Annotated in this window: 15 protein-coding genes and 1 tRNA gene; 6 read left to right on the top strand and 10 right to left on the bottom strand. The window is 67.0% G+C overall.

Going from position 1 to position 19,562, the window contains the following annotated elements; translation table 11 throughout:
• Positions 1 to 180: 180 nt before the first annotated feature.
• Positions 181 to 726, bottom strand: coding sequence for a hypothetical protein (locus LQ566_RS10735; RefSeq protein ID WP_231091696.1), 546 nt, complete (start codon positions 724 to 726; stop codon positions 181 to 183).
• A 234-nt stretch (positions 727 to 960) separates the two neighbouring features.
• Here LQ566_RS10735 and LQ566_RS10730 point away from each other — a divergent pair, with 234 nt between their 5' ends.
• The 4 genes from LQ566_RS10730 (at position 961) to LQ566_RS10715 (ending at position 8,096) form a co-directional block, all read left to right on the top strand.
• On the top strand, positions 961 to 4,281 hold the full coding sequence (locus tag LQ566_RS10730; protein ID WP_231091694.1) for a hypothetical protein: 3,321 nt from the start codon (positions 961 to 963) through the stop codon (positions 4,279 to 4,281).
• Positions 4,278 to 5,216 (top strand): nucleoside hydrolase, encoded by a 939-nt coding sequence (locus tag LQ566_RS10725; protein ID WP_231091692.1) that lies wholly within the window; start codon positions 4,278 to 4,280, stop codon positions 5,214 to 5,216. The genes LQ566_RS10730 and LQ566_RS10725 overlap by 4 nt, the downstream gene beginning before the upstream one ends.
• Before the next feature lie 61 nt (positions 5,217 to 5,277).
• Entirely contained in the window at positions 5,278 to 6,510 is a 1,233-nt protein-coding gene (locus LQ566_RS10720) for an ROK family protein (RefSeq protein WP_231091691.1), read from the top strand.
• Positions 6,511 to 6,722: 212 nt separating this feature from the next.
• On the top strand, positions 6,723 to 8,096 hold the full coding sequence (locus LQ566_RS10715; protein ID WP_231091690.1) for an ABC transporter substrate-binding protein: 1,374 nt from the start codon (positions 6,723 to 6,725) through the stop codon (positions 8,094 to 8,096).
• Between the two features lie 282 nt (positions 8,097 to 8,378).
• On the opposite strand, the gene LQ566_RS10710 is transcribed toward LQ566_RS10715, so the two are convergent.
• The 6 genes from LQ566_RS10710 to LQ566_RS10685 all read right to left on the bottom strand — a co-directional run bounded on the left by LQ566_RS10710 (position 8,379) and on the right by LQ566_RS10685 (position 13,491).
• Positions 8,379 to 8,462: transfer RNA gene (locus LQ566_RS10710), tRNA-Tyr, on the bottom strand.
• Between the two features lie 100 nt (positions 8,463 to 8,562).
• Positions 8,563 to 9,483, bottom strand: a complete 921-nt coding sequence (locus LQ566_RS10705) for a carbohydrate kinase family protein (protein ID WP_231091688.1) — start codon at positions 9,481 to 9,483, stop codon at positions 8,563 to 8,565.
• Entirely contained in the window at positions 9,480 to 9,959 is a 480-nt protein-coding gene (locus LQ566_RS10700; protein WP_308070845.1) for an FBP domain-containing protein, read from the bottom strand. The genes LQ566_RS10705 and LQ566_RS10700 overlap by 4 nt, the downstream gene beginning before the upstream one ends.
• Positions 9,960 to 9,998: 39 nt before the next feature.
• Positions 9,999 to 11,888, bottom strand: a complete 1,890-nt coding sequence (locus LQ566_RS10695; protein ID WP_231091686.1) for a glycoside hydrolase family 13 protein — start codon at positions 11,886 to 11,888, stop codon at positions 9,999 to 10,001.
• Between the two features lie 65 nt (positions 11,889 to 11,953).
• Positions 11,954 to 12,976 carry a BtrH N-terminal domain-containing protein gene (locus LQ566_RS10690; protein WP_231091685.1) on the bottom strand — a complete coding sequence of 341 codons (1,023 nt, stop codon included), beginning with the start codon at positions 12,974 to 12,976 and terminating at the stop codon, positions 11,954 to 11,956.
• Entirely contained in the window at positions 12,973 to 13,491 is a 519-nt protein-coding gene (locus tag LQ566_RS10685) for a PadR family transcriptional regulator (protein WP_231091684.1), read from the bottom strand. Before LQ566_RS10685 ends, LQ566_RS10690 begins: the two co-directional genes overlap by 4 nt.
• A gap of 75 nt (positions 13,492 to 13,566) precedes the next feature.
• On the opposite strand from LQ566_RS10685, the gene LQ566_RS10680 reads away from it, so the two are divergent.
• Positions 13,567 to 14,058 carry a YajQ family cyclic di-GMP-binding protein gene (locus LQ566_RS10680; protein WP_231091682.1) on the top strand — a complete coding sequence of 164 codons (492 nt, stop codon included), beginning with the start codon at positions 13,567 to 13,569 and terminating at the stop codon, positions 14,056 to 14,058.
• A gap of 62 nt (positions 14,059 to 14,120) precedes the next feature.
• On the opposite strand, the gene LQ566_RS10675 is transcribed toward LQ566_RS10680, so the two are convergent.
• The gene (locus LQ566_RS10675; protein ID WP_231091680.1) at positions 14,121 to 14,594 is read right to left on the bottom strand and encodes an META domain-containing protein; all 474 of its coding nucleotides are present in this window, start codon (positions 14,592 to 14,594) and stop codon (positions 14,121 to 14,123) included.
• Positions 14,595 to 14,851: 257 nt separating this feature from the next.
• Here LQ566_RS10675 and LQ566_RS10670 point away from each other — a divergent pair, with 257 nt between their 5' ends.
• Positions 14,852 to 16,915, top strand: a complete 2,064-nt coding sequence (locus tag LQ566_RS10670; RefSeq protein ID WP_231091679.1) for a S1 family peptidase — start codon at positions 14,852 to 14,854, stop codon at positions 16,913 to 16,915.
• A gap of 141 nt (positions 16,916 to 17,056) precedes the next feature.
• On the opposite strand, the gene LQ566_RS10665 is transcribed toward LQ566_RS10670, so the two are convergent.
• Both LQ566_RS10665 and LQ566_RS10660 read right to left on the bottom strand, forming a co-directional pair.
• On the bottom strand, positions 17,057 to 18,094 hold the full coding sequence (locus LQ566_RS10665) for an alpha/beta fold hydrolase (RefSeq protein WP_231091677.1): 1,038 nt from the start codon (positions 18,092 to 18,094) through the stop codon (positions 17,057 to 17,059).
• Positions 18,095 to 18,157: 63 nt separating this feature from the next.
• Entirely contained in the window at positions 18,158 to 19,534 is a 1,377-nt protein-coding gene (locus LQ566_RS10660; protein ID WP_231091675.1) for an FAD-dependent oxidoreductase, read from the bottom strand.
• Positions 19,535 to 19,562 lie beyond the last annotated feature (28 nt).

The following is a 19,562-nucleotide window of genomic DNA, read 5'->3' as shown; positions in this document are numbered from 1 at the left end:
GGCAGCGCCGCACAACACTGACACACCTGATACCCAGATGTGCAGGCATCTACGACGGTCGAGGGTGCACACATGGCATGCGCGGCTCACTGGCACTCTGGGGACGATCCTGAGTTCCCCTCAGATATCCGTGCCCCTGTGCGGCTTCTCGAACGTGGATCAGCGAAGGACAAATGCGCTCTATGTCGGCGATGACGCCCAGGCGTTTTCGATCGCAGTCTCCCAATTCTCGATCAGGTTCGTTACCGAACCGGTTTCCCGAATCGTCAGCGCATTCTCCGGGACTGCTCCCACGACGTGCACGAGGAGGAAACGGTCGTGAGGGAGGTCGAAGCGCGCCACGCCGTCGGCCGTCGACGCCACCAGGACCTCACCGCCGCGGAGTTCGACGGTCACAGCCGCCGTCATGTTCCACCGCGGTGGGTGGCTCCGCCTGAAATCGTCCTCGACGAAATCGACATCGCCCTGAACCCCCGTCATCAGCGCGACGATCGGACGCTGTGCGTCGTCCCGCACAGGGAGCGAACGCCAGTATGTCCCGCCGACCAGAGAGGTGCCGTCAACCTCATCCTCAGCGAGGGTTCCGGGGAAACCGAACAGCGGTGGACTCACGATCTCCCAGGCCACAGCCTTCGTGACAGATCGCATGGGTGCAGAGGCCCGGGCAAAGAACTCATCGAGTTTGCTCCGATCCCCTGACTCCTCGTCTGGAACCGTGGTGACCATCCCCCGAACGTAACCTCAGCGCTCGTTTCGTGTCCAGTAACGACGGCAGAGGACGCGCCACTCGCGTCAATCTTGCTGGATAGCCGCATTGGTGTATTCAGATCTTCGCCGCATGAGCGATCTGCGCACGCAAGTGCCCGCTCAACGCAGTGCGCACTTGCTCTCGTAGGATCTGTGCGATATAAAATCCAATCAGTGGATTTCTTTTCGGCCACGTCCAATGAAGGAGCTGCCATGGAATCGACCACCCCCCGCCGCCGCCCGCGACGGCGCAGGAGCGCCCTCGCAGCGCTCCTCCTCCTCGCCGGGTTCTTCGTCGCGATGCCCACAATCGCGCACGCCACCTCCTACGGTGCCGACGCGGTCGCTGTGCTGGGTGAATCCCCGGAGCTCATCGGAGTGGATGGCGCACGACCTGGAGACCGCGAAATCGACCCGGCTGCCGTGGCGACGACCGTAGACGGTGTCCAGTGCTGGGCGATGCAGGAGTCGCCCCTGGTCCGTTACGTCTACGTCAACGTCGCCGACGCGGTGGTTCCCGAGGGCGCACGGCGCGCAATCGTGACCGTGGACTACTACGACGTCGGCACGAATGGCTTCGATATTCAGTACGACGCGCAGTCGACGCCGTGGGCGGGAAGCCGGAACCAGCCCATGACCGACAGCCACCAATGGCGAACCACCTCGTTCGAGCTCACGGACATTCGGTTCCAAAACCGCTCGAACGGCGCCGACTTCCGGCTCAATGTCAAGGCTCCCGTCGGCGGCATGTCTCCCGTGTGCTTCTCGAAGATCGAAGTGAGGTTCACCGATGCTCCGATGGCGGCCCTCGATTCTCTCGCGATCATGAGCCCCTCGCTGATCTTTGCGGAAGGGGAAGCGCGTATCGATGTCGCCAGTCCCGCGAGCCAGGTCAACTGGCGAGTGAGCGATGCGTACGGCGTCGAGATTCGAACCGGTATCTCTGCGATGACAACGGGGGCAGGAACCATCGACGTCAGCGACCTGGGCTTCGGGTATTACACGCTCGACGTAACAGCTCCCCTGGGCACTCCGGTCACCCGCTCCACCTCCTTCGCGGTGCTCGACGCTCCACCTGCAGGCTGGAACGCCGACGATGCCTTCTACGGGGTGGGACTCCACCGTGGATGGCAGAGTCCGCGCGACACGACGTCACTCATTGAGGCGATCGCATTGGCAGGCTACGGACTCAGTCGCATCGATCAGACGTGGGAGGGCATCGAACCGACCGCGGGAAACTACACGTTCGACACGCTCGCCACCGCGACGCAACGAGAACTCTCGCAACACGGCGTCAACGCCATGTGGAACGCCCTGTACAAGAACCCGCTCTACGACAACAATCAGACGCCTCACACTCCTTCGGGAATCGCAGCGTTCGCCGCATATGCCGGAGCAACCGCGGGGTTCGCGTCGGCCGAGAGCCTCACCCATGACGTCGGCGTTTACAACGAGTACAACTCCAGCGGCTTCAACAGCTCGGGCTGCCTCACCGCCGCCTGCTACGTCGCTCTCCTTGAACCGACGGCATCTGCGATACACGCCGCTGATCCGCAGGCGAACGTGATGGGACCCGTCACCGCGGGGGTGCAGCTGGATTGGGCGCGCGATTTCATCGACCGCGGCGGGCTGGATTCCATCGACACGTACGCGGTCAACTACTACGGCGTGCAGAACTTCGGCCCCGGCACTGCGCCCGAGGAGAGCGAAGCAGTCACGGCGTTGCCGGAGCTGGTCGACCTGGTGCACGCGAACGATGGCGGTCGTGACATTCCGGTACGCATCACCGAGAACGGGTGGGCAACGCACACGGCGGGTTCGTCCGCCCAGCAGCAGGCCGACTTCGCAATCCGCGGACCCGTACTCGCGGAGGCGGCGGGCGTCGACTCATACATCTGGTACGCGATCATGGACACCGGCTTCAATCCCTCCGAGCGCGAGGATAACTTCGGTCTGCTCAACCGCCCGGACGCGACCTCGTGCTGGAACTGGATCTGCCCGGATGCTCCCGGCTACACGTATGGTGGCGTGCACGGCATCAGCCCGAAGCCCGCCTTCGTCACGCAAGCAGTCCTGATTCGACAGACGACGGGGTTGGAGCAACAGCCCCGCGAGGACCTCTCCTCCCCCACGGCATACTCCTATCCGTATACCGATGGCACCAGGACGAACCGAGTGCTGTGGAGCACGGCGGCCGACCATGTCACAGTCTCCTCTGCGAACGGGTTCACTCTGACGGATGAGTTCGGCACGAAGACGGAGGTCGGTGCGGGCGATTTCTCACTCACCCTCGACGAGTCACCCGTGTTCATCTCCGGTACGGTGACCCTTGCTCTCACCCCCGCCCCGTTCGCCGTCGACGTCGCGGATCAGACGGTCGCCGGCGGAGCAGCCACCGTGACCGTGACCGCACTCGATGCAGGGATACGCCCGCGTACGGTCACGGTGATGGGTGACGGTGTGAAGCAGACATTCCACCTCGCTGGCGGCTCAGTGCAGATGACCCTGCCCGCGGCAAGCCGCCTGGGGCGTCGCACCATCACCGTCACGGTCGCCCAAGGCGGGCAGGGCCAGAAACCGATGGCTCAGCTTCGCGCGCACACACAGGTCATCGACGGCTACGAAGTCATCGCACGGCCAGGCGTCACCCGAGAAGCTGACGACTATGCCTACGCTCTCGATGTGACGGTCAGGAACAACGATCCCGACCATGAACTGCGTCTCGATTCCCTGACCTGGCGCGTCGGAGCAACGGCAGGCACGATTGCTTCGCCGCCGGTCGTTCCCCCGGGAACGTCCGCAACCGTCGCGGCCGCGGTGCCTGCCCCTGCCCTCTTCGTCCCCCTCGCCTACGAGGTGCGCGCTGCTGCCGGCGGATATCGCCACGAGGACGTCGGCACGCTGAGCTTCTCCCCGATCGAGCCGGACGACGCGACACGGGTTGACCCGATCGATCTGAACCGCATCGGTGTCTGGCGTGCGAACGGGTCGGGCACCCGCGGCGGAACCGCAGACGTCGGCGGGTCCGTACGCTTCACGTCCCTGCCCGGGGGTCTGCGCGTTCACGCCGAGATCACCGATGATAAGCACATCGGTTCCCGAGCAAGCGCGTCGCAGGCCTGGCAGGTGGATTCGATTCAGTTCAGCACCTATGACCTATTCCCCTCCCTCATCGGCGGACATCGCGTCGAGATCGCGGCCGCGCTGCTCGACGGCGGACCCGTCACCTACACATTCGCCGCACCTCCCGGCGCGGTGGCGGGCCCGACACCCGGAGCACAGACGAGCATCACGCGCAACGAAGAGACACGGACGACCGTCTACGACGTTTCGGTCCCCTGGAGCTCGCTGGGATTCGATGAACCGCCACAGAGCGTGTTCGGTCTCTCCTTCCTCGTGAACGACGCAGATGGTGACGTCACAGGCACCGATGGCCGCTCAGGATGGGTGGAGTGGGGCGGCGGGATCGGTCAAGCGTCGAAGAACACCGCCCTCTTCCGATCGGCCAATCTCATCTCGGCGGAGGCGGAATGATCGCGTCGTCAGCGGGGATTCCTCGCATCGTTCTGGAAAGCGACATGTTCGCCGACGTTGATGACGTCGGCGCCCTGGCGATCGCTCTCCATCTCGCTCAAGCGGGGATCATCAGCCTCGATGCCGTGGGCATTAACACCCCGAGCCGCTGGGGACCGCGCACTGCCGCCGTCGTGTGCGCCCACCACGGTGCGGACGTCCCGATCGGCCACCACGCTCGCACCACGGATGATGTGTGGGAGAACGACTACGCGCGCGCTGTCGCCGAGCACTTCGCCAGCACACCGGGACGCACCCCAGAACCGGCAACGCTCGTTCTCAGACGCGCCCTCGCGGCAGCCGAAGACGGTGCCATCACTGTGACCTCCATCGGCTTCTTCGCAAATCTCAACGCCCTGCTCGCCTCCGCACCGGACGAATGGTCTGCATTGTCAGGAGCGGAGCTCGTCGAACGGAAGGTGGGGCGCACCGTTGTCATGGGTGGACAGTTCCCGTGGGGTCGGGAATTCAACCTCGCCGAGCACGCTCCGGAGGCGATGGAGTTTCTCGACTCGTGGCCAGGCAGCGTCGACTTCGTCGGATTCGAGACGACCGAGCACGTCGTGACAGGTCGGCATCTCGCGGAGCGTCTGGGCGCGGAGAACCCTGTCGCCCTGGCGTATGAGACCTTCTGCGGCGTCGGAGTCGGACGTCCCAGTTGGGACCTCCTCACGATCTACCTCGCTGCATTTCCCGACTCCCCCCTCGTCACATGGAGCCCGCCCGGCGAGCTTGTGCTGGAGCGGGACGGCTGGAATCGCTGGACCACAGGCGGAAAGACAGCGCGCCACAGACACGCCCTCGTGACGGTCGGAGAGACTGAGCTCGCCGCCGTGCTCGACGCATGGCTCGAAGGGAAAGTCGAAGCACCACGCGGCTCTCATGCGCCGGTGTAGCGTGAGAGAGCCGCGGTCGAAACGATGACCCGCATCTTCGCGGCGCGCATCGGGAGGTGCCGTGGACACTGCCGCACAGTCGCCTGCGGACGACAACGGCGCGGGGACCCCTCGACGCGTGGAGACCAATGAGGCTCTGGTGCTCACGGCCGTGCGCCGCGGCGCACGTTCCCGCGTCGCGCTCGTCTCCGAGACCGGACTCATCCCCCAAACGGTCTCGAATGTCACCCGTCGTCTGATTGACGCCGGTCTGCTCCACGAGGTCGGCAAGGAGCGGATCCCGGGCCATCGCAAGCCGCGGACGCTGCTCGATCTCGACCCCACCGGCTGCTACGCCGCGGGGGTCCATTTCGACCCAGTCGTGGCCACATGCGTGATTCTCGACTTCGCAGGCGGAGTCGTCGTCGAGAGCAGGCAGTCGCTCACTCCGGGAACCGATGCACAGGCGACGACAGCCATGATCGCGGCACAAGTCGGGGACCTCATCGAGCGGTCCGGTGTGAACCCCGCGCGGATCGCAGGCGTCGGTGTGGCGGCCCCGGGCCCCATCGACGGCGCCACCGGTACTCTGCTCAGCCCACCTCATTTGCCGGGATGGGACAGAGTACCGCTTCGCGACATGCTCAGCCGACGCCTCGGTCGCCGGGTGCTTCTCGAAAAGGATGTGATCGCATGCGCCGTCGGTGAGCAGTGGGTAACGGGTACCGATGCCCCCGCCAATTTCGCCTTCCTGTACCTGGGTACCGGCGCGGGCATCGGCCTGGTTGTGGATAGCTCCGTCGTGCGCGGCAGATCCGGCAACGCCGGTGACGTCGGGCTCCTCGCGGTCACCGCGGATGAGATCGGCGAACGCTTCACCGGTGATTTCCATGCGTTCTGGGAGGTCGCCTCACAGAGCGCCCTCGTGCATCAGGGCGTGGAGGCGGGAGTGCTGCCTCGCGAGGCAGGAGGCAACACCTCCCCCGAAGCCAACGAGCTGTTCGCCTTGCTCTGTCGCGCGGCGGATGGCGGCGATGAGGTGGCGGTCGGGATTCTGGACCGCGCCGCCCGCTACACGGCGTCCGCCGCGCTTACGATCGGCAACCTCCTCGATGTCGACACGATCGTCATGGGCGGTGCTATGTGGGACCAGGTCGCCTCCCGGTTCCTGCCGATCATGACCCCCATTGTCGACCGGGTATCCGTCACACGCCAACTGCACAAGGTGACACTTCGTGGCACCACGCTGGGGCGCGACGTCGCCGCCATGGGCGCAGCCTGTCTCGTATTGGAAGATCTCTTCAGTCCAGCCTGACGCTTCCGATCACGAAGCTCTTTCTTGCACGCCCGTACGACGCTCATCATCGTGCTCGCGAGCGCGCGCTGGCGCCATCGCACAGGCCGCCCGGATATCGCCGCGTGTGGTGCGCACGCAGGCAGACGATCATCCCGATTGATAAAATCCATCAATTTGATATATGCTCGCTCCCACCCGGCGCTGAGTCGCCGCTACGAAGGAGTAGCTTCATGCAGGCACGTCCCCCTCGCATCACCGGTGCCACCATCGTCACCGCAGCCCTCGGGATCGCTCTCGTCGCGTGTTCCCCAGCAACCGACCCGCAATCCGATCCCGCGGCGACCGGCTCCGTGACCATACGGGTCGGCGAGATGCCGACAGCCGATCAAGCGGCATCCCTCAAGGTGTTCACCGATCGCGTGGCTGAGTTCGAGAAGCGGTACCCCAACATCACCGTGGTCGGCGATGAGACCCGCTACGACCCGCAGAGCTTCAGCGCACTCCTGGTCGGCGGCACAGCTCCCACCACACTTGCGATTCCATTCACCGACATGACCGCCCTCATTCAGCGCGGTCAAGCAGCGGACATCACCGATCTCGTCGAGCGGAGTACGGTGCTGTCGGGACTCAACCCGGACCTTGACGATGCAGTGGTGGTCGACGGCAGAACCTATGGCGTCGTGCGACAGGCCTACGAGATGTCCCTGATGTACAACCGCGCACTGTACGCGCAGGCCGGCCTCGACCCGAACACGCCGCCGACGGACTGGGAAGGGGTGCTGGAGAACGCCAAGACCATCGCAGCAAGAACCGGCAAGACGGGGTTCATCATCCCCACGACCGGAAATAACGGAGGCTGGCTCCTGACGACCATGGCCTACGCGAACGGCTCGCTCGTTGAGACCGTCGACAAAGATGGCGCTGCCACTGTCACGGTTGACACCGCGGCCATGAAATCATCGCTTCAATTCCTCCATGACCTGCGATGGGACGCGGATGCCGCGGGTTCAAACTTCCTGCTCAGTCCCGACGACATTCGCAACGAGTACGCCGGCGGCAACGTCGCACAAACGATCAACGGACCGATCTACACCGACGTGGTCGTCAACCGCGGTATGGATAAGGATGACATCGGAATCGCACCGATGCCCCAAGGTGCCGCGGGCCTCGGCACTCTCGGCGGGGGTGCCATCCAGTGGTACAACCCGAAAGCATCTCCGGAAGAACTGGACGCCGCACTGAAGTGGACCGAGTTCTACTGGCTGGACCGATACTTCGACAAGGACACAGCGATCTCGCTCGCGACTGCCGCGGTGGCTGACAACGTGCCGGTCGGCATCCCCGAGATCCCTCTCGTGAGCGATGAGCAGTACGAGACCTACCTCGGCTGGATCGCGGACTCCATCACTGTCGATCGATCCCTGTACACCGACTACCTGAGCTCGAAGCTCACGGTGAATCCCGAGCCCGCCGTGAAGGCGCAAGAACTGTACGCGGCGCTTGACCCGATCGTGCAGGCGGTACTCACGGATGAGAAGGCAGATGTAGACGCGCTCCTCGCGGAGGCGCAGAAGTCGGTGCAGGCGGTGATCGACGCCGGCTGATGAGTTCGCACGAACGACCCGTCTAAGCACCTCGTCACCCACGGGAGTAGACGGCGTTCAGGGCTCCGCTGACAACGGCGAGCTCCCCAAGAGATCACGGCCGCCGAGGAGACCACGGTGAGGGTCTTCGCGTGTTGCAACGACCTCGGCGATGATCTCTCGCCGGTGCGCACAAGCGTGAGCGCACCGGCGTCAGCGAGAAGAGAAACGCCCCCGAAATCGGGGGCGTTTCTCTTCTCGCTGTTCGAGTTCCCTGAACAAAACTCAGGAGCGAACAATCCATGGTGGCGGGTGAGGGATTCGAACCCCCGTAGCTTACGCGTCTGATTTACAGTCAGATCCCTTTGGCCGCTTGGGAAACCCGCCAGGTGCGCACCCGACCAACTTGTACAGCCGACCAGAGGCGCGGATATCGATACTACCGGAGCTTCGGCGTGACCAGAAATCGGCTGATCAGGGGCGGGTCTCAGGTGTCGATGCGGTGAGCCTCATCGCCCGCGTCGTCACGCGGAACGCGCAGCAGCGCGCCCTCGGCCCGGCACGTCGCCGCCGCCACGTCCATCGCCTCGGCGAGAGCCTGCTCCCATGCCGCCTCGTCGAGCTGCGGGCTGCGCACGAGCGCCTGCACCACCGTCGCCAGGGTGGCATCCCCGGCACCCATCGTGTCGACGATGCGCCCCGGCAGGACCGAACTGCCACGGGAGACGCTGACGCCGCTCGCGTCCAGCCGCGCCCCGTCCGCTCCGGCCGTCGAGAGCACCGCGGCCGCCCCGAGCGCCAGCATGCGCTCCCGCATCTCGGTGAGGCTCGAACGGTACAGCAGACGCGCGTCGTCATCACCGATCTTCACGAGGGCGGCCGCGGGCACCAGCGCCTCGAGGCCGGCGATGAAGCGATCGCGATCGTGCATCATCCCGGCACGCGGATTCGGGTCGATGACCAGCCGCGTGGGCGTACCGCCGACGGCGTCGGTCAGGTCGTTCGCCTGGGCTTCGTCGTCGAATGCCACGCAACTGACCACGGTGACGGGTGCCGCGCCGATCGCGGCGCGTTCGGCTTCGCCGTAGCGGATCCTCCGCTGTCGGGCGGCCTCGGAGAACACGTACACCGGCTCCCCCGACGGGCCCCGCTCGCTGACGGCGCGGGCAGTGCCGAGCGGCGAGGGCGTCGCCAGCAGTTCGACGCGATATGCGTCGAGGAGTTCGCGAATCCGAGCACCGGGCTCGTCATCGCCCACCATCGCGATGAGCGTGGCCGGCACTCCGAGCACGCTCAACCCGACGGCGACGTTGAGGGCAGCACCGCCGATGAACTCGCGGACGCCGTGCGGATCACGCAGTTCGTCGATCAGCGCATCACCGATGACCACGACCCGGTCCTCGCTCATGTGTCCTCCAGCACACGACGCACGAAGTCCTCGGCGCGGCGTCGTGTTCCGTCCAGGCGATGATTCACGTCGCCGCGGATCTCGCCCGGTGCCAGGGGAGCCGCCAGGCGGACCGCGTCATGGCACGTGAGATCCGCGCACATGTACGTGCCGATGCCGTCACCGCGCTCCCCCGCCGTGCCCCCTCGTCGCGCCGTGAACATCGTCACCTGGTCCGCGGGCTGCATCGTGTGGCAGATGTTGCACACGCCCGCTCGCGCATGACTGGATCCGGACGCCGCGCGCAGAACGATCCCGGTGGGATGGCCATCGAGCTCGACGATCAGATACGCACGATCGCGCGTGCGCGGGTCCCGCCAGGCGACGAAGTCCATGTGATCCCAGTCCAGGATCAGAAAGGCCGTCGGCACCGCCATCAGCTCGCGCTCGCCGTCGGACGCGTTCGCGAGCGCTGCGCGCGCGTCATCTTCGGTCATTCCTCGCATGAAGCCTCCGTCGGCGAGTCTAGGAGCCTCTCACGCCGCGCGGGCCGGAACCGCCACACCGGGCAACGACCACACGCCGAAGCCCGGGCCGTCGCAGACGATTCGAGTCTCGCCTTCCGCACGGGCAAGCGTGACCTCACCGAACAGCGGCGCAGCGGCGCCGAGGCCCTCCACAGCCTGATCCGGAATGTCCGCGGCAGAAGCAGAGCGCGCCGCCGCGATCAGCAGGGTCTCCTCGGCGCTCTCCCGCACGAACACCAGCAGTTCGTCGGACACATGCAGCCATCGCATTCCCCCGGTGGCCAGTGCCGCATGACCCCGGCGCAGCGCGATCAGATCGCGATACAGCGTGATGCGCTCGGCCACCCGACCCTCGCCCTCCGTGCCCCAGGGCATCGGCGTACGGCTCGATTCGCCGTCCGCGCCGGTGAGGGCGTACTCGTCACCGGCGAAGACGACAGGCAGACCCGGCAGCGTCATGGAGAGCCCGACGGCCACGGGCACGGTGCCGGGCGCAGCGTTGGTGGCGAACCGCGCCGTGTCATGGGTGTCGAGTGGCTGCATGTTCCCGAGCCGGACCCGCCAGGGGATGCCCGCGGTGAAACGCGTGATCGCCTCGGCGACATCGCGGCCCGAGTACCGGGGGATGCCGCCGACCGGCTGCGTGAAGAACCACGGATCGGTGGAGGTGGTGCCGTCGGCCTCGAGGTAGGGAGCGTGCGTGGGCTCGCTCAGCCACCCCCAGACCGGCCGGGTGAACGAGGGGTAGGTCATCGCTCCGTGCCACGCATCACCCTGAAGATCGCTCTGTGCGTCGTTGGTCGACTCGCCCAGCAGGATGCGCTCCCCGGGGACCGAGGTGATCGCACGCAGCAGCCCTCGCCGCACGTCGGCGTTCAGGTCGATGGCGCCGAGCCGTCCGGTCATGTTGGCCACATCCACGCGCCAGCCGTCGATGCCGAACGGCTCGCGCAGCCAGTGCGCCACGACGGAGTCCTCATCCTCGTAGAACCGGCGACGCAACTCCGCATCGGACCAGTCGAACTTCGGCAACGTGTCGTAGCCGAGCCAGGACTCGTAGCGCGTGCACTCCGGATCGGTGAAGTAATAGAACCCGGCCTCCGCTGCCTCCGGATGACCTTTCGCAGCGCGGAACCACTCGTGGCTGTCACCGGAGTGGTTGCTGGTGAGGTCGCCGATGATCCGCATGCCGCGTGCATGGACAGCAGCGATCAGGCGGGCGTAGGCCTCATCACCGCCCAGGAGCTCGTCCACGTGACGGAAGGTGGAAGCGTCGTAGCGATGATTGGATTCGGCGGGGAACACCGGGGTGAGATAGACCAGGTCGACGCCCAGGTCCTCCAGGTGATCGAGGTGCTCGATGATGCCGTCCAGGTCGCCGCCGTAGAACTGCTGGGTGCGGCCGGGCATCACCGGGTCCACCGGATCATCCCAGGCCGCCGGGATCGCCCAGGCCGGTGTCGGGCGCGTGTCGGCCGCAGCCGAGCGAGCGAAGCGGTCGGGGAAGATCTGGTACATCACCGACCGATGTAGCCACGTCGGGGGCGCCGCGGTGGTCACCAGCGCGAAATCCTCGCTGTCCAGGGTCTCCCCGGTGTGCAGCCCGGATTGATTCAGCCACTGAACCCGGCCGTCGTCGTGGATGAAGACAAAGCGGTAGCCGTGCCTCGGGTTCGCCACCGTGACGGGCGCTTCCCACCACTCCCATCCGCCGGCCACCCCGATCCGCTCCGCCTCGGTCCAGGCCGGCTCGTGATCGGGATTGGAACGGGTACGAACCGCGGCGAGCGGTCCGAAATCGACCGGCACCCGCACGCGCACGCGCACGGTGTCCCCGAGGGCGGGCGCATCGTCCGAGACATACAGCGCGGAGCCGTCGTGGTGCGGTGTGAGCGTCATCCGTGGTCCTCCCTCAGCGAGGGCGGCGGCCTCGTCCCCGGCCGTTGTCCCCTCGTGCGGTCAGTCTAGGGGCGGCTTCGGACACCGCGCTGTTCGAGGATGCGAAGCCCTTCCATGGCGGCGGTTTCGACGTCGGCGATCGCGGAGAGCAGCGCACCCGCCTCTGCGAGAAGGCGGGGCTCCCGCCCGGATCCGGCGGCGTCGATCAGCTCCGCTGCGCGCGTCCACCGGCGGGCGGCGTCCGCGAAGAGGTCGACGCCGCGCTCCAGCGCCGAAGCCTGTGCCGGAGCGAGATCGGCCGCGACGATATCGCGAGCCTCGATGAGAAAGTCCCGATAGAGCGCGCGGAAGAGTCCGCCGCCAGTCCCGCCGCGCTCCATCAGGGCCGCGATCTGTCGCAGGTCCCGGGGCGGGTCGGCGACGCGCTCCAACCAGGCCGGCACCTTCCGCGCCGCCGTGCGCACACCACGGCCGCCCACGTTGGCGATGGGCGGATTGAGGTAGGCGTCTGCGGCCGCGACGATCGCGTCGAGGATCGCGGGCGACAGATCGCGGGAAGCTCCGGCCCGGATCGTGAACGAGCGGTTCCGTGCGGACATCGGGCCGCGGGCTGACCGCGCCGCCGCCAGGCTGTCGAGGTCCGTGGACACCTGGCCGCCCTGCTGCGCCGTGTCGACCAGGTGCGCACGCTCCCCCTCGTACCCGGTCATCGCCACCACGTGTCCGGCGAAGTGCACCCGGGACGTGAAGTACGGCAGGTAGAAGCTGTCGAGTTGCAGCCCCACCGCCGAACCGCTGTCGAGGGCCCCTCGCACCTGCTCCCACGCCAGCCGCGGGGACGCGGTCTCGTGCACGTTCAGGGTCACGCCGCACCGCTCGATCACCGCTCGGACGATCTCGAACGGCTTCACCCGCCCGCCGATGAACGGAAGCGGCTGCCGACGAGAGTCCCAGTAGACGAACGACAGCCCGCTCCCGAGCCCGAACAGCATCGGCTCGGACAGGGAGATACCCGCGTCCGCGAACAGCACGCGGAGCGTCGAGGTCTCGCAGTGAACGCCGCCCGCCAGCGCGGGACCCCCGCTCATCGGCTTTCCCCCACGCGCTCGTGGAGCCAGGTGCGCTCAGCCTCCCACTGGTGGAGGGAATATGAGAACACCTCGCGGGCGGCGAGCGGGAGCGGCTGCTGACTCCGCTCGGCGGCACGGATCGCCGCGATCCGCTCCTCCACCTCGGTCAGTCGCGCGCGAAGGACACGCGCATAGTCCGGACCGACGAGGTCGAGGTTCGCGAGAGCGACAAGGAAGGGATTGGCCGCGGGCTGTGCATGCTCCAGAAGTTCACCGACCGCCGTGAAGGCTTCCTCCCGCCCCGCGGCGGTGGCATGCATCACGCGGCGTGTGGTCGGCCCCGTGGCGGCCGCGTCGGATGCCAGCAACCCCCGCTTCTCCAGCTTGGACAGCAGGTAGTAGATCGAGGAGAAGCCGATGTCGGTCCACTGGCGGATGCCGCGCTGCTCGATGACACGCTCCAGGTCGTAGCCGTGACGCGGCTGCTCGATGACGAGTCCGAGGATCGTGAGCTCGGCGGAGGTCAGAGTCATGTCGATATTCTAGCGCTAGAATATCGATGCCTCCCTCTTCCGCCTTTTCGCGGTCCCCGCGGATACACTGGCGACATGCCAAGCGACAGTAGTTTCGACATCGTTTCCAAGGTCGACCACCAAGAGGCCGACAACGCACTCAACCAGGCGAAGAAGGAAGTCGAGCAGCGCTACGACTTCAAGGGCACCGATGCCTCCATCGACTGGAGCGGTGAGAGCATCCTGATCAAGGCCAACACCGAGGAGCGCGCACTCGCCGTCCTCGACGTGTTCCAGTCCAAGCTGATCAAGCGCGGCATCTCCCTGAAGAGCCTGGAGTCGGGCGACCCGACGCCGAGCGGCAAGGAGGTGCGCATCGTTTCGACGATCAAGAACGGCATCTCCCAGGAGAACGCGAAGAAGATCGGCAAGATCATCCGCGATGAGGGCCCGAAGGGCGTCAAGAGCCAGATCCAGGGCGATGAGCTGCGCGTGCAGTCCAAGAGCCGCGACGACCTTCAGGAGGTCATCCGCCTGCTCAAGGCGTCCGACCTCGACGTCGATCTGCAGTTCATCAACTACCGCTGATCGCCCAGACGCGCGAAACCCCGCCTGCTCCCGTGGAGCGGCGGGGTTTCTGCGTGGGAGGGCTAGGCGGTGCGAGCAAGCGTGCCGATCTCGGCAGCACTGCGGTCGAGGATGATGAGCTGGTCGGCGTCGACCTTCACCGCGCGGACGGCGCTGAGCCAGGTGTCCACATCCGGGCAGGCCTTCATCGTGGACGGCATGCGCGAGAGGGAGATGGTGTCTCCGTCAGCGGCGAACGTCGCGCCGATGCCGTTGCACCCGTCCGAGCCCAGAACCATGCCATCCGCGGTGAACGTGAGGTAGGCACCACCCTCATCGCCCCAGGTTCCGAGCGCGGACTCCAGCAGCGCGCGATCACCCTGGGGCGCGGCCGACAGCGGCGTGGGTGTCGGGTTCGCGAACGCGGGACGACTCGGCGTCGGAGAGGACGAGGGAGAGGAGGACCCTCCCGCCCCGGCGGACGAATTCGTCGCGCACGCGACCAGCGGGGCGGCGAGAGCCGCGACGAGGAGGAGCTTTCCGAGTGTGCGGGCCATGCCGTCAGTCTCACGACTCCGGCTGGCAATTGCCAGTGCTCTCCTGCGGACCGAAGAAACTCCCGATCAGAAAGATGAGAACTTTCTCATGCTGAGAACGGGGTGAGTGTCTCCGATGACTTTGCCAAACGGCGATCCCCCCGTACCCTGAACGGGGCGTCACCTCCGACGACGCTTCAAGGGGAACTCTGCCGCATGCGCGCGGCTTCGTGACCTTCTGCCTGATGGCTAATCAACACACAACGCAGAGAGAAACGATGAACAACAGCAAACGACGCATCGCCGCGGTGGGTACCACTGCCGGTCTCGCGCTCGCTCTCGTCGGTGGCATTGCGCCGCTGGCGGCGCAGGCCGATGACGCCACACCCGCTCCGACGTCCGGCGCCGAATTCGACGCCAACGCCCAGTCGCTGCTCGCCAGCGACGACGCCGTCCAGGCCGTCGGTGTCGACGCAGACGGCAAGGTCGTCATCCTGGCCACCGAGAAGGACAAGAACCTCCGCTCCAGCGCCCCGAGCGCCGCGGACGAGTTCGCCGACAAGCACAGCAACGTCGAGGTGCGCTACCTCAAGGGCGAGATCACCTCGCTGAGCTCCAACGACCTCGTCGCCGGAGCCGGCTACCTGGCCGCTGACGGCGACGGCCAGATCAAGGGCGCCTGCTCCGTCGGCTTCCCGGGCTGGACGCCGGACGGCAAGCCCGCCTTCATCTCCGCCGGTCACTGCACCGACGACGGCGCCTCGACCATCGCGGCCGTGGAGGTCCCCTCCACCGCAGAGGCCAACGGCGGACCCGGCTTCGAGCCCGGCGCCGTCATCGGCGAGCTCGGGTTCAGCCAGTTCGGCGGCCCGAACAACACGCAGGGCGCGGAGAACGACGTCAAGTCTGTCGACATCTCCGTGTACGACGTGCTCAACCCCGACCTGAACCTGATCCCGGGCGTCACCGACTGGTCCTCCGCGGACTCGGACGACCTCGCCGCCTCGATCGTCAGCAAGGTCACCGCGGTGGGCACGGCCGACTTCGGCCCGATCGCGCGCTCCGGCCGCACCACCGGCTACACCACCGGTGACGTGACCTACACGAACCTCTGGTTCCTGGTCGACGGCACGCGCTACGTCCACGGCTTCGGCACCGACGCCCACTCGGACCACGGTGACTCGGGCGGCGCGATGGTGCAGGGCACCACGGCTGTCGGCGTCCTCTCCGCTGGTGGCACGCTCACCGACGGTTCCGAGATCACCCTCGGCGCCGACCTGATCGACGGCCTCGCCCTCACCGGCGGCTACTCGGTGCTGCTCGACATCGCTGAGCCCACCGTTGCCACCTCCGGCAAGGTCACCCCGGGCACCACGATCTCCGGCACCGCGACCCCCGGTCTGACCGTCGTGGTCACCCCGGAGACCGGCGACCCCATCACGGTCACCGCTGACGACGCGGGCAACTGGTCGTTCCCGGCTCCGGCCGCATGGGGCGAGTACAAGTTCTCGGTCATCGCCAAGGACGGCGGCTACAACAAGTCCGACGCCGTCACCGGCGCCGTGACGATCGTTCCCGCCGCTCCGACCTTCACCGCTCCGGCCAACCCCACCGAGACCTCGGTCTCCAAGGTCACCGGTACCGGCGTGAAGGGCGCCACGGTCACCCTCACCGGTGACATCGAGGGCACCGCCACGGTGAAGGACGACGGCACCTGGGTCATCACGGTCGACCCGGCCGCCACCTACGGCAACTACAACGTCTCGGCCACGCAGACCATCGGTGGTCAGACGTCCGCTGCTGCCGACCTCCGCTTCGACGTGATCCCGACCGCTCCGGTCATCACGGCACCGGAGAACGGCGCGACCTTCACGGAGGGAACCACGCCCGCCGCGGTCACCGGTACCGGCATCGTCGGCGCCACCGTCACCGTCTCGCTGAACGGCGAGAAGGTCGGCACCACCGAGGTCGTCGCTGCGACGCAGACTCCCGCCCCGTCGGCTTCCGCCGGTGCTGCTGCTCTCGCCGCCGAGGCGAACGCCGCTGAGGAGACCGGCACCTGGGTCATCGCCCTCCCGGCCGGCCTCGCCGCCGGCACCTACACGGTGACCGCAACGCAGGCCATCGACAGCATCTCCAGCAACGCGGCCGAGGTCGCCTTCACGGTGGAGGCCGTCGTGGCTCCGACCACGCCGCCCACCACGGGACCGGCTCCGAAGCCGACCCTGCCCACCACGGGTCAGGGCGACGCCACCCCGCTGGCGCTCGGCGCACTGTTCCTGTTCGTCGCCGGTGGCGTGATCATGGCTTCGCGCCGGATCCGCGCAGCGAAGAACAGCTGAGCTGACTGATCGGCCCGAGGGGGTCGCGATGCGAGAGCATCGCGGCCCCCTCGGCTTTTGCCCGACGGGGCGAGAAGAATAGCCGGTCGACGCAGCGCCGTCGAATCGTGCATGAGAATCCTCACATGCACGAGAAGACCGTCACACGTTCGCTGCCGGCCCGGGCAGCGACGCGGTCAGCATCCGGCGCGCGGTGAGGTCCAGCCGCCGGTACGCGTCCTCGCGAGCATCGTGCCGCGACAGGAAGACGTCGTGCAATGCACCCTCGATGCGCTCCAGCCAGACCGTACGGCCGAGGTGCGTGGCGGCCTGCACGATGTCGGCTACGACCAGCACGCTGTCCACCGAGGTGAGCTCCTCACTCCACCGCAGGGGAACCGCGCTGCGACGGGAGGTCATCACGCACACCGGCACGTCGATGTCGAGTCCGGCCTGCACCCGGGTCTGCCCCTGCACCACGGCGTGCAGCCAGCCGGCGTACACGGGCATCGTCTGCTCGGGCCGCCAGTTCAGGTTGACGGGCTCATCATCGGGCTCGGCCACCTCTCGCTGCGCACGCGTGTAGAAGCCGCCGTCCAGCTGCGGACCCGGCTCCGTGGGCCAGTGCTGGGAAGACCAGTTCAGCACCGATGCCACCAGCGCACGGGTGGTCGCGGGAAGCTGTAGCGTCAGCCACGGGCTGTTCAGGATGACCCCGGTCGCTACGCCGGGATGGCGCGCAGCCCACAGGGAAAGGGTGAGTCCCCCGGTCGAATGCCCGAGCAGCACGAGACGCCGGTCGGCCCGGCCTCGCGCGGCATCCCACCCCATCGCTGCGAGGGCCGCGGCGATGTCCTCGTCGTAGGTCGCGAGATCCGTCACGTAGCCCGCGGTCTGTCCGGCGCGAAGGCTGCGCCCGTACTTGCGCAGGTCCAGGGCGAAGAAGCGGGCTCCGAGGCCCGCCCAGTAGCGCGCCAGGCGTTTCTGGAAGAAGTAGTCCGACCACCCGTGCACGTACAGCACGTCCACGTCGTGGAACAGGGGCCTGCGGCCTCGGAGGCGATCCCAGAACGTCGGGGAGTCCGGCAGCAACCGCACCAGCGTCGCCACCACCTCACCCTCATCATCGGCCCCGAGGGGAATCGTGAGCTGTTCGAACCCGTCACCGAGAACGTCGGGGATCCACGTCTGCTCGCTCATGACCTCAGCCTAGGCAACAGACAGCGCCTCCCCGCCGAAGGCGGGAAGGCGCTGGTCGTCGTGTCAGCCGTCGGCGCGGGAGATCCGCACCATTTCCTCGCGCGGCACCACCTTGACGCGCGCCCGCCCGGAGTCCTGGCCGAGCGCGATCTCGTGCGCGTCCAGCAGGTGCCACCCCTCAAGGTCGGTCCACTGCACGTTCCGCTCGGCCAGCAGCGCCGGCATCGCCTCCTCGGAGGGATCCTCCGGCTGCCACCAGGTGCTCTGGTCGGCGATGAGGTGGGTCACGGTCTCCATCGCGTCGGACTTCGTGTGGCCGATCAGGCCGATCGGTCCGCGCTTGATCCAGCCGGTCGCGTAGATGCCGGGGATCTGCTCGCCCGACGCCGGATCGATCGCCTGTCCCTCGTGGTTCGGGATCACGCCGCGCTTCTCGTCGAACGGGATGTCCGACAGCGGAGAGCCGAAGTATCCGATGGCGCGGTACAGGGCCTGTACCGGGATCTCGCGGTACTCCCCGGTGCCCACGACGCCACCCGCGCCGTCGGAGGCCGTGCGCTCGACGACGAGTGCACGCACGCGTCCGTCCTCATCGCTGAGCACCTCGTGCGGCTTGGCGTAGAAGTGCAGGTGCAGCCGGCGCGAGGCCTCACCGCCGGCGTTGTTGACACCGGGACGCTGCCGCCACGACTGGAGGACGCGGTCCATCACCATGATCTGCTTGTTGGACTTCACCGCGGCCTCGGCGGCCTCGTCGTAATCGAAGTCCTCGTCGTAGACGACCATGTCGACATCGTTCAGCTCGCCCAGCTCGCGAAGCTCCAGCGGCGTGAACTTCACGGCGGTGGGGCCACGGCGGCCGAAGACGTGGACGTCGGTCACGGGGCTCGCCTTCAGCCCCGCGTACACGTTGTCAGGGATCTCGGTGACGTGCAGGTCGTCGGCGTGCTTGGCGAGCACGCGGGCCACATCCAGCGCCACGTTGCCGTTACCGATCACAGCGACCGAGGTGGCATCCAGCGGCCATTCCCGTGAGACGTCGGGGTGACCGTCGTACCAGCTCACGAAGTCCGCGGCACCGTACGAGCCCACGGCGTCGATGCCCGGGATGTCCAGCGAGGCGTCGCGCTGGCCGCCGGTGGCGAAGATCACCGCGTTGTAGTGCTTCTTGAGGTCTTCCAGCGTGATGTCGGTGCCGAAGTGGACGTTGCCGAAGATGCGGATGTCACCGCGATCCAGCACGTCCCGCAGGGCGTTGATGATCCCCTTGATGCGGGGGTGGTCGGGGGCCACACCGTAGCGGACCAGCCCATAAGGCGCGGGCAGGCTCTCGAACAGGTCGATCGACACGTCGAAGTCGCGTTCTGCCTTCAGCAGGATGTCCGCGGCGTAGATCCCCGCGGGTCCGGCACCGACGATCGCCAGGCGCAGCTTGCTCATGATGTCCTCCGTCTCGTTGCCAGGCGGC

The organism is Microbacterium nymphoidis (assembly GCF_021044885.1).
Taxonomy (GTDB): Bacteria; Actinomycetota; Actinomycetes; order Actinomycetales; family Microbacteriaceae; genus Microbacterium; species Microbacterium nymphoidis.
The sequence above is the reverse complement of the archived record's forward strand: the minus strand, read 5'-3'. Positions and strand labels throughout refer to the sequence as shown.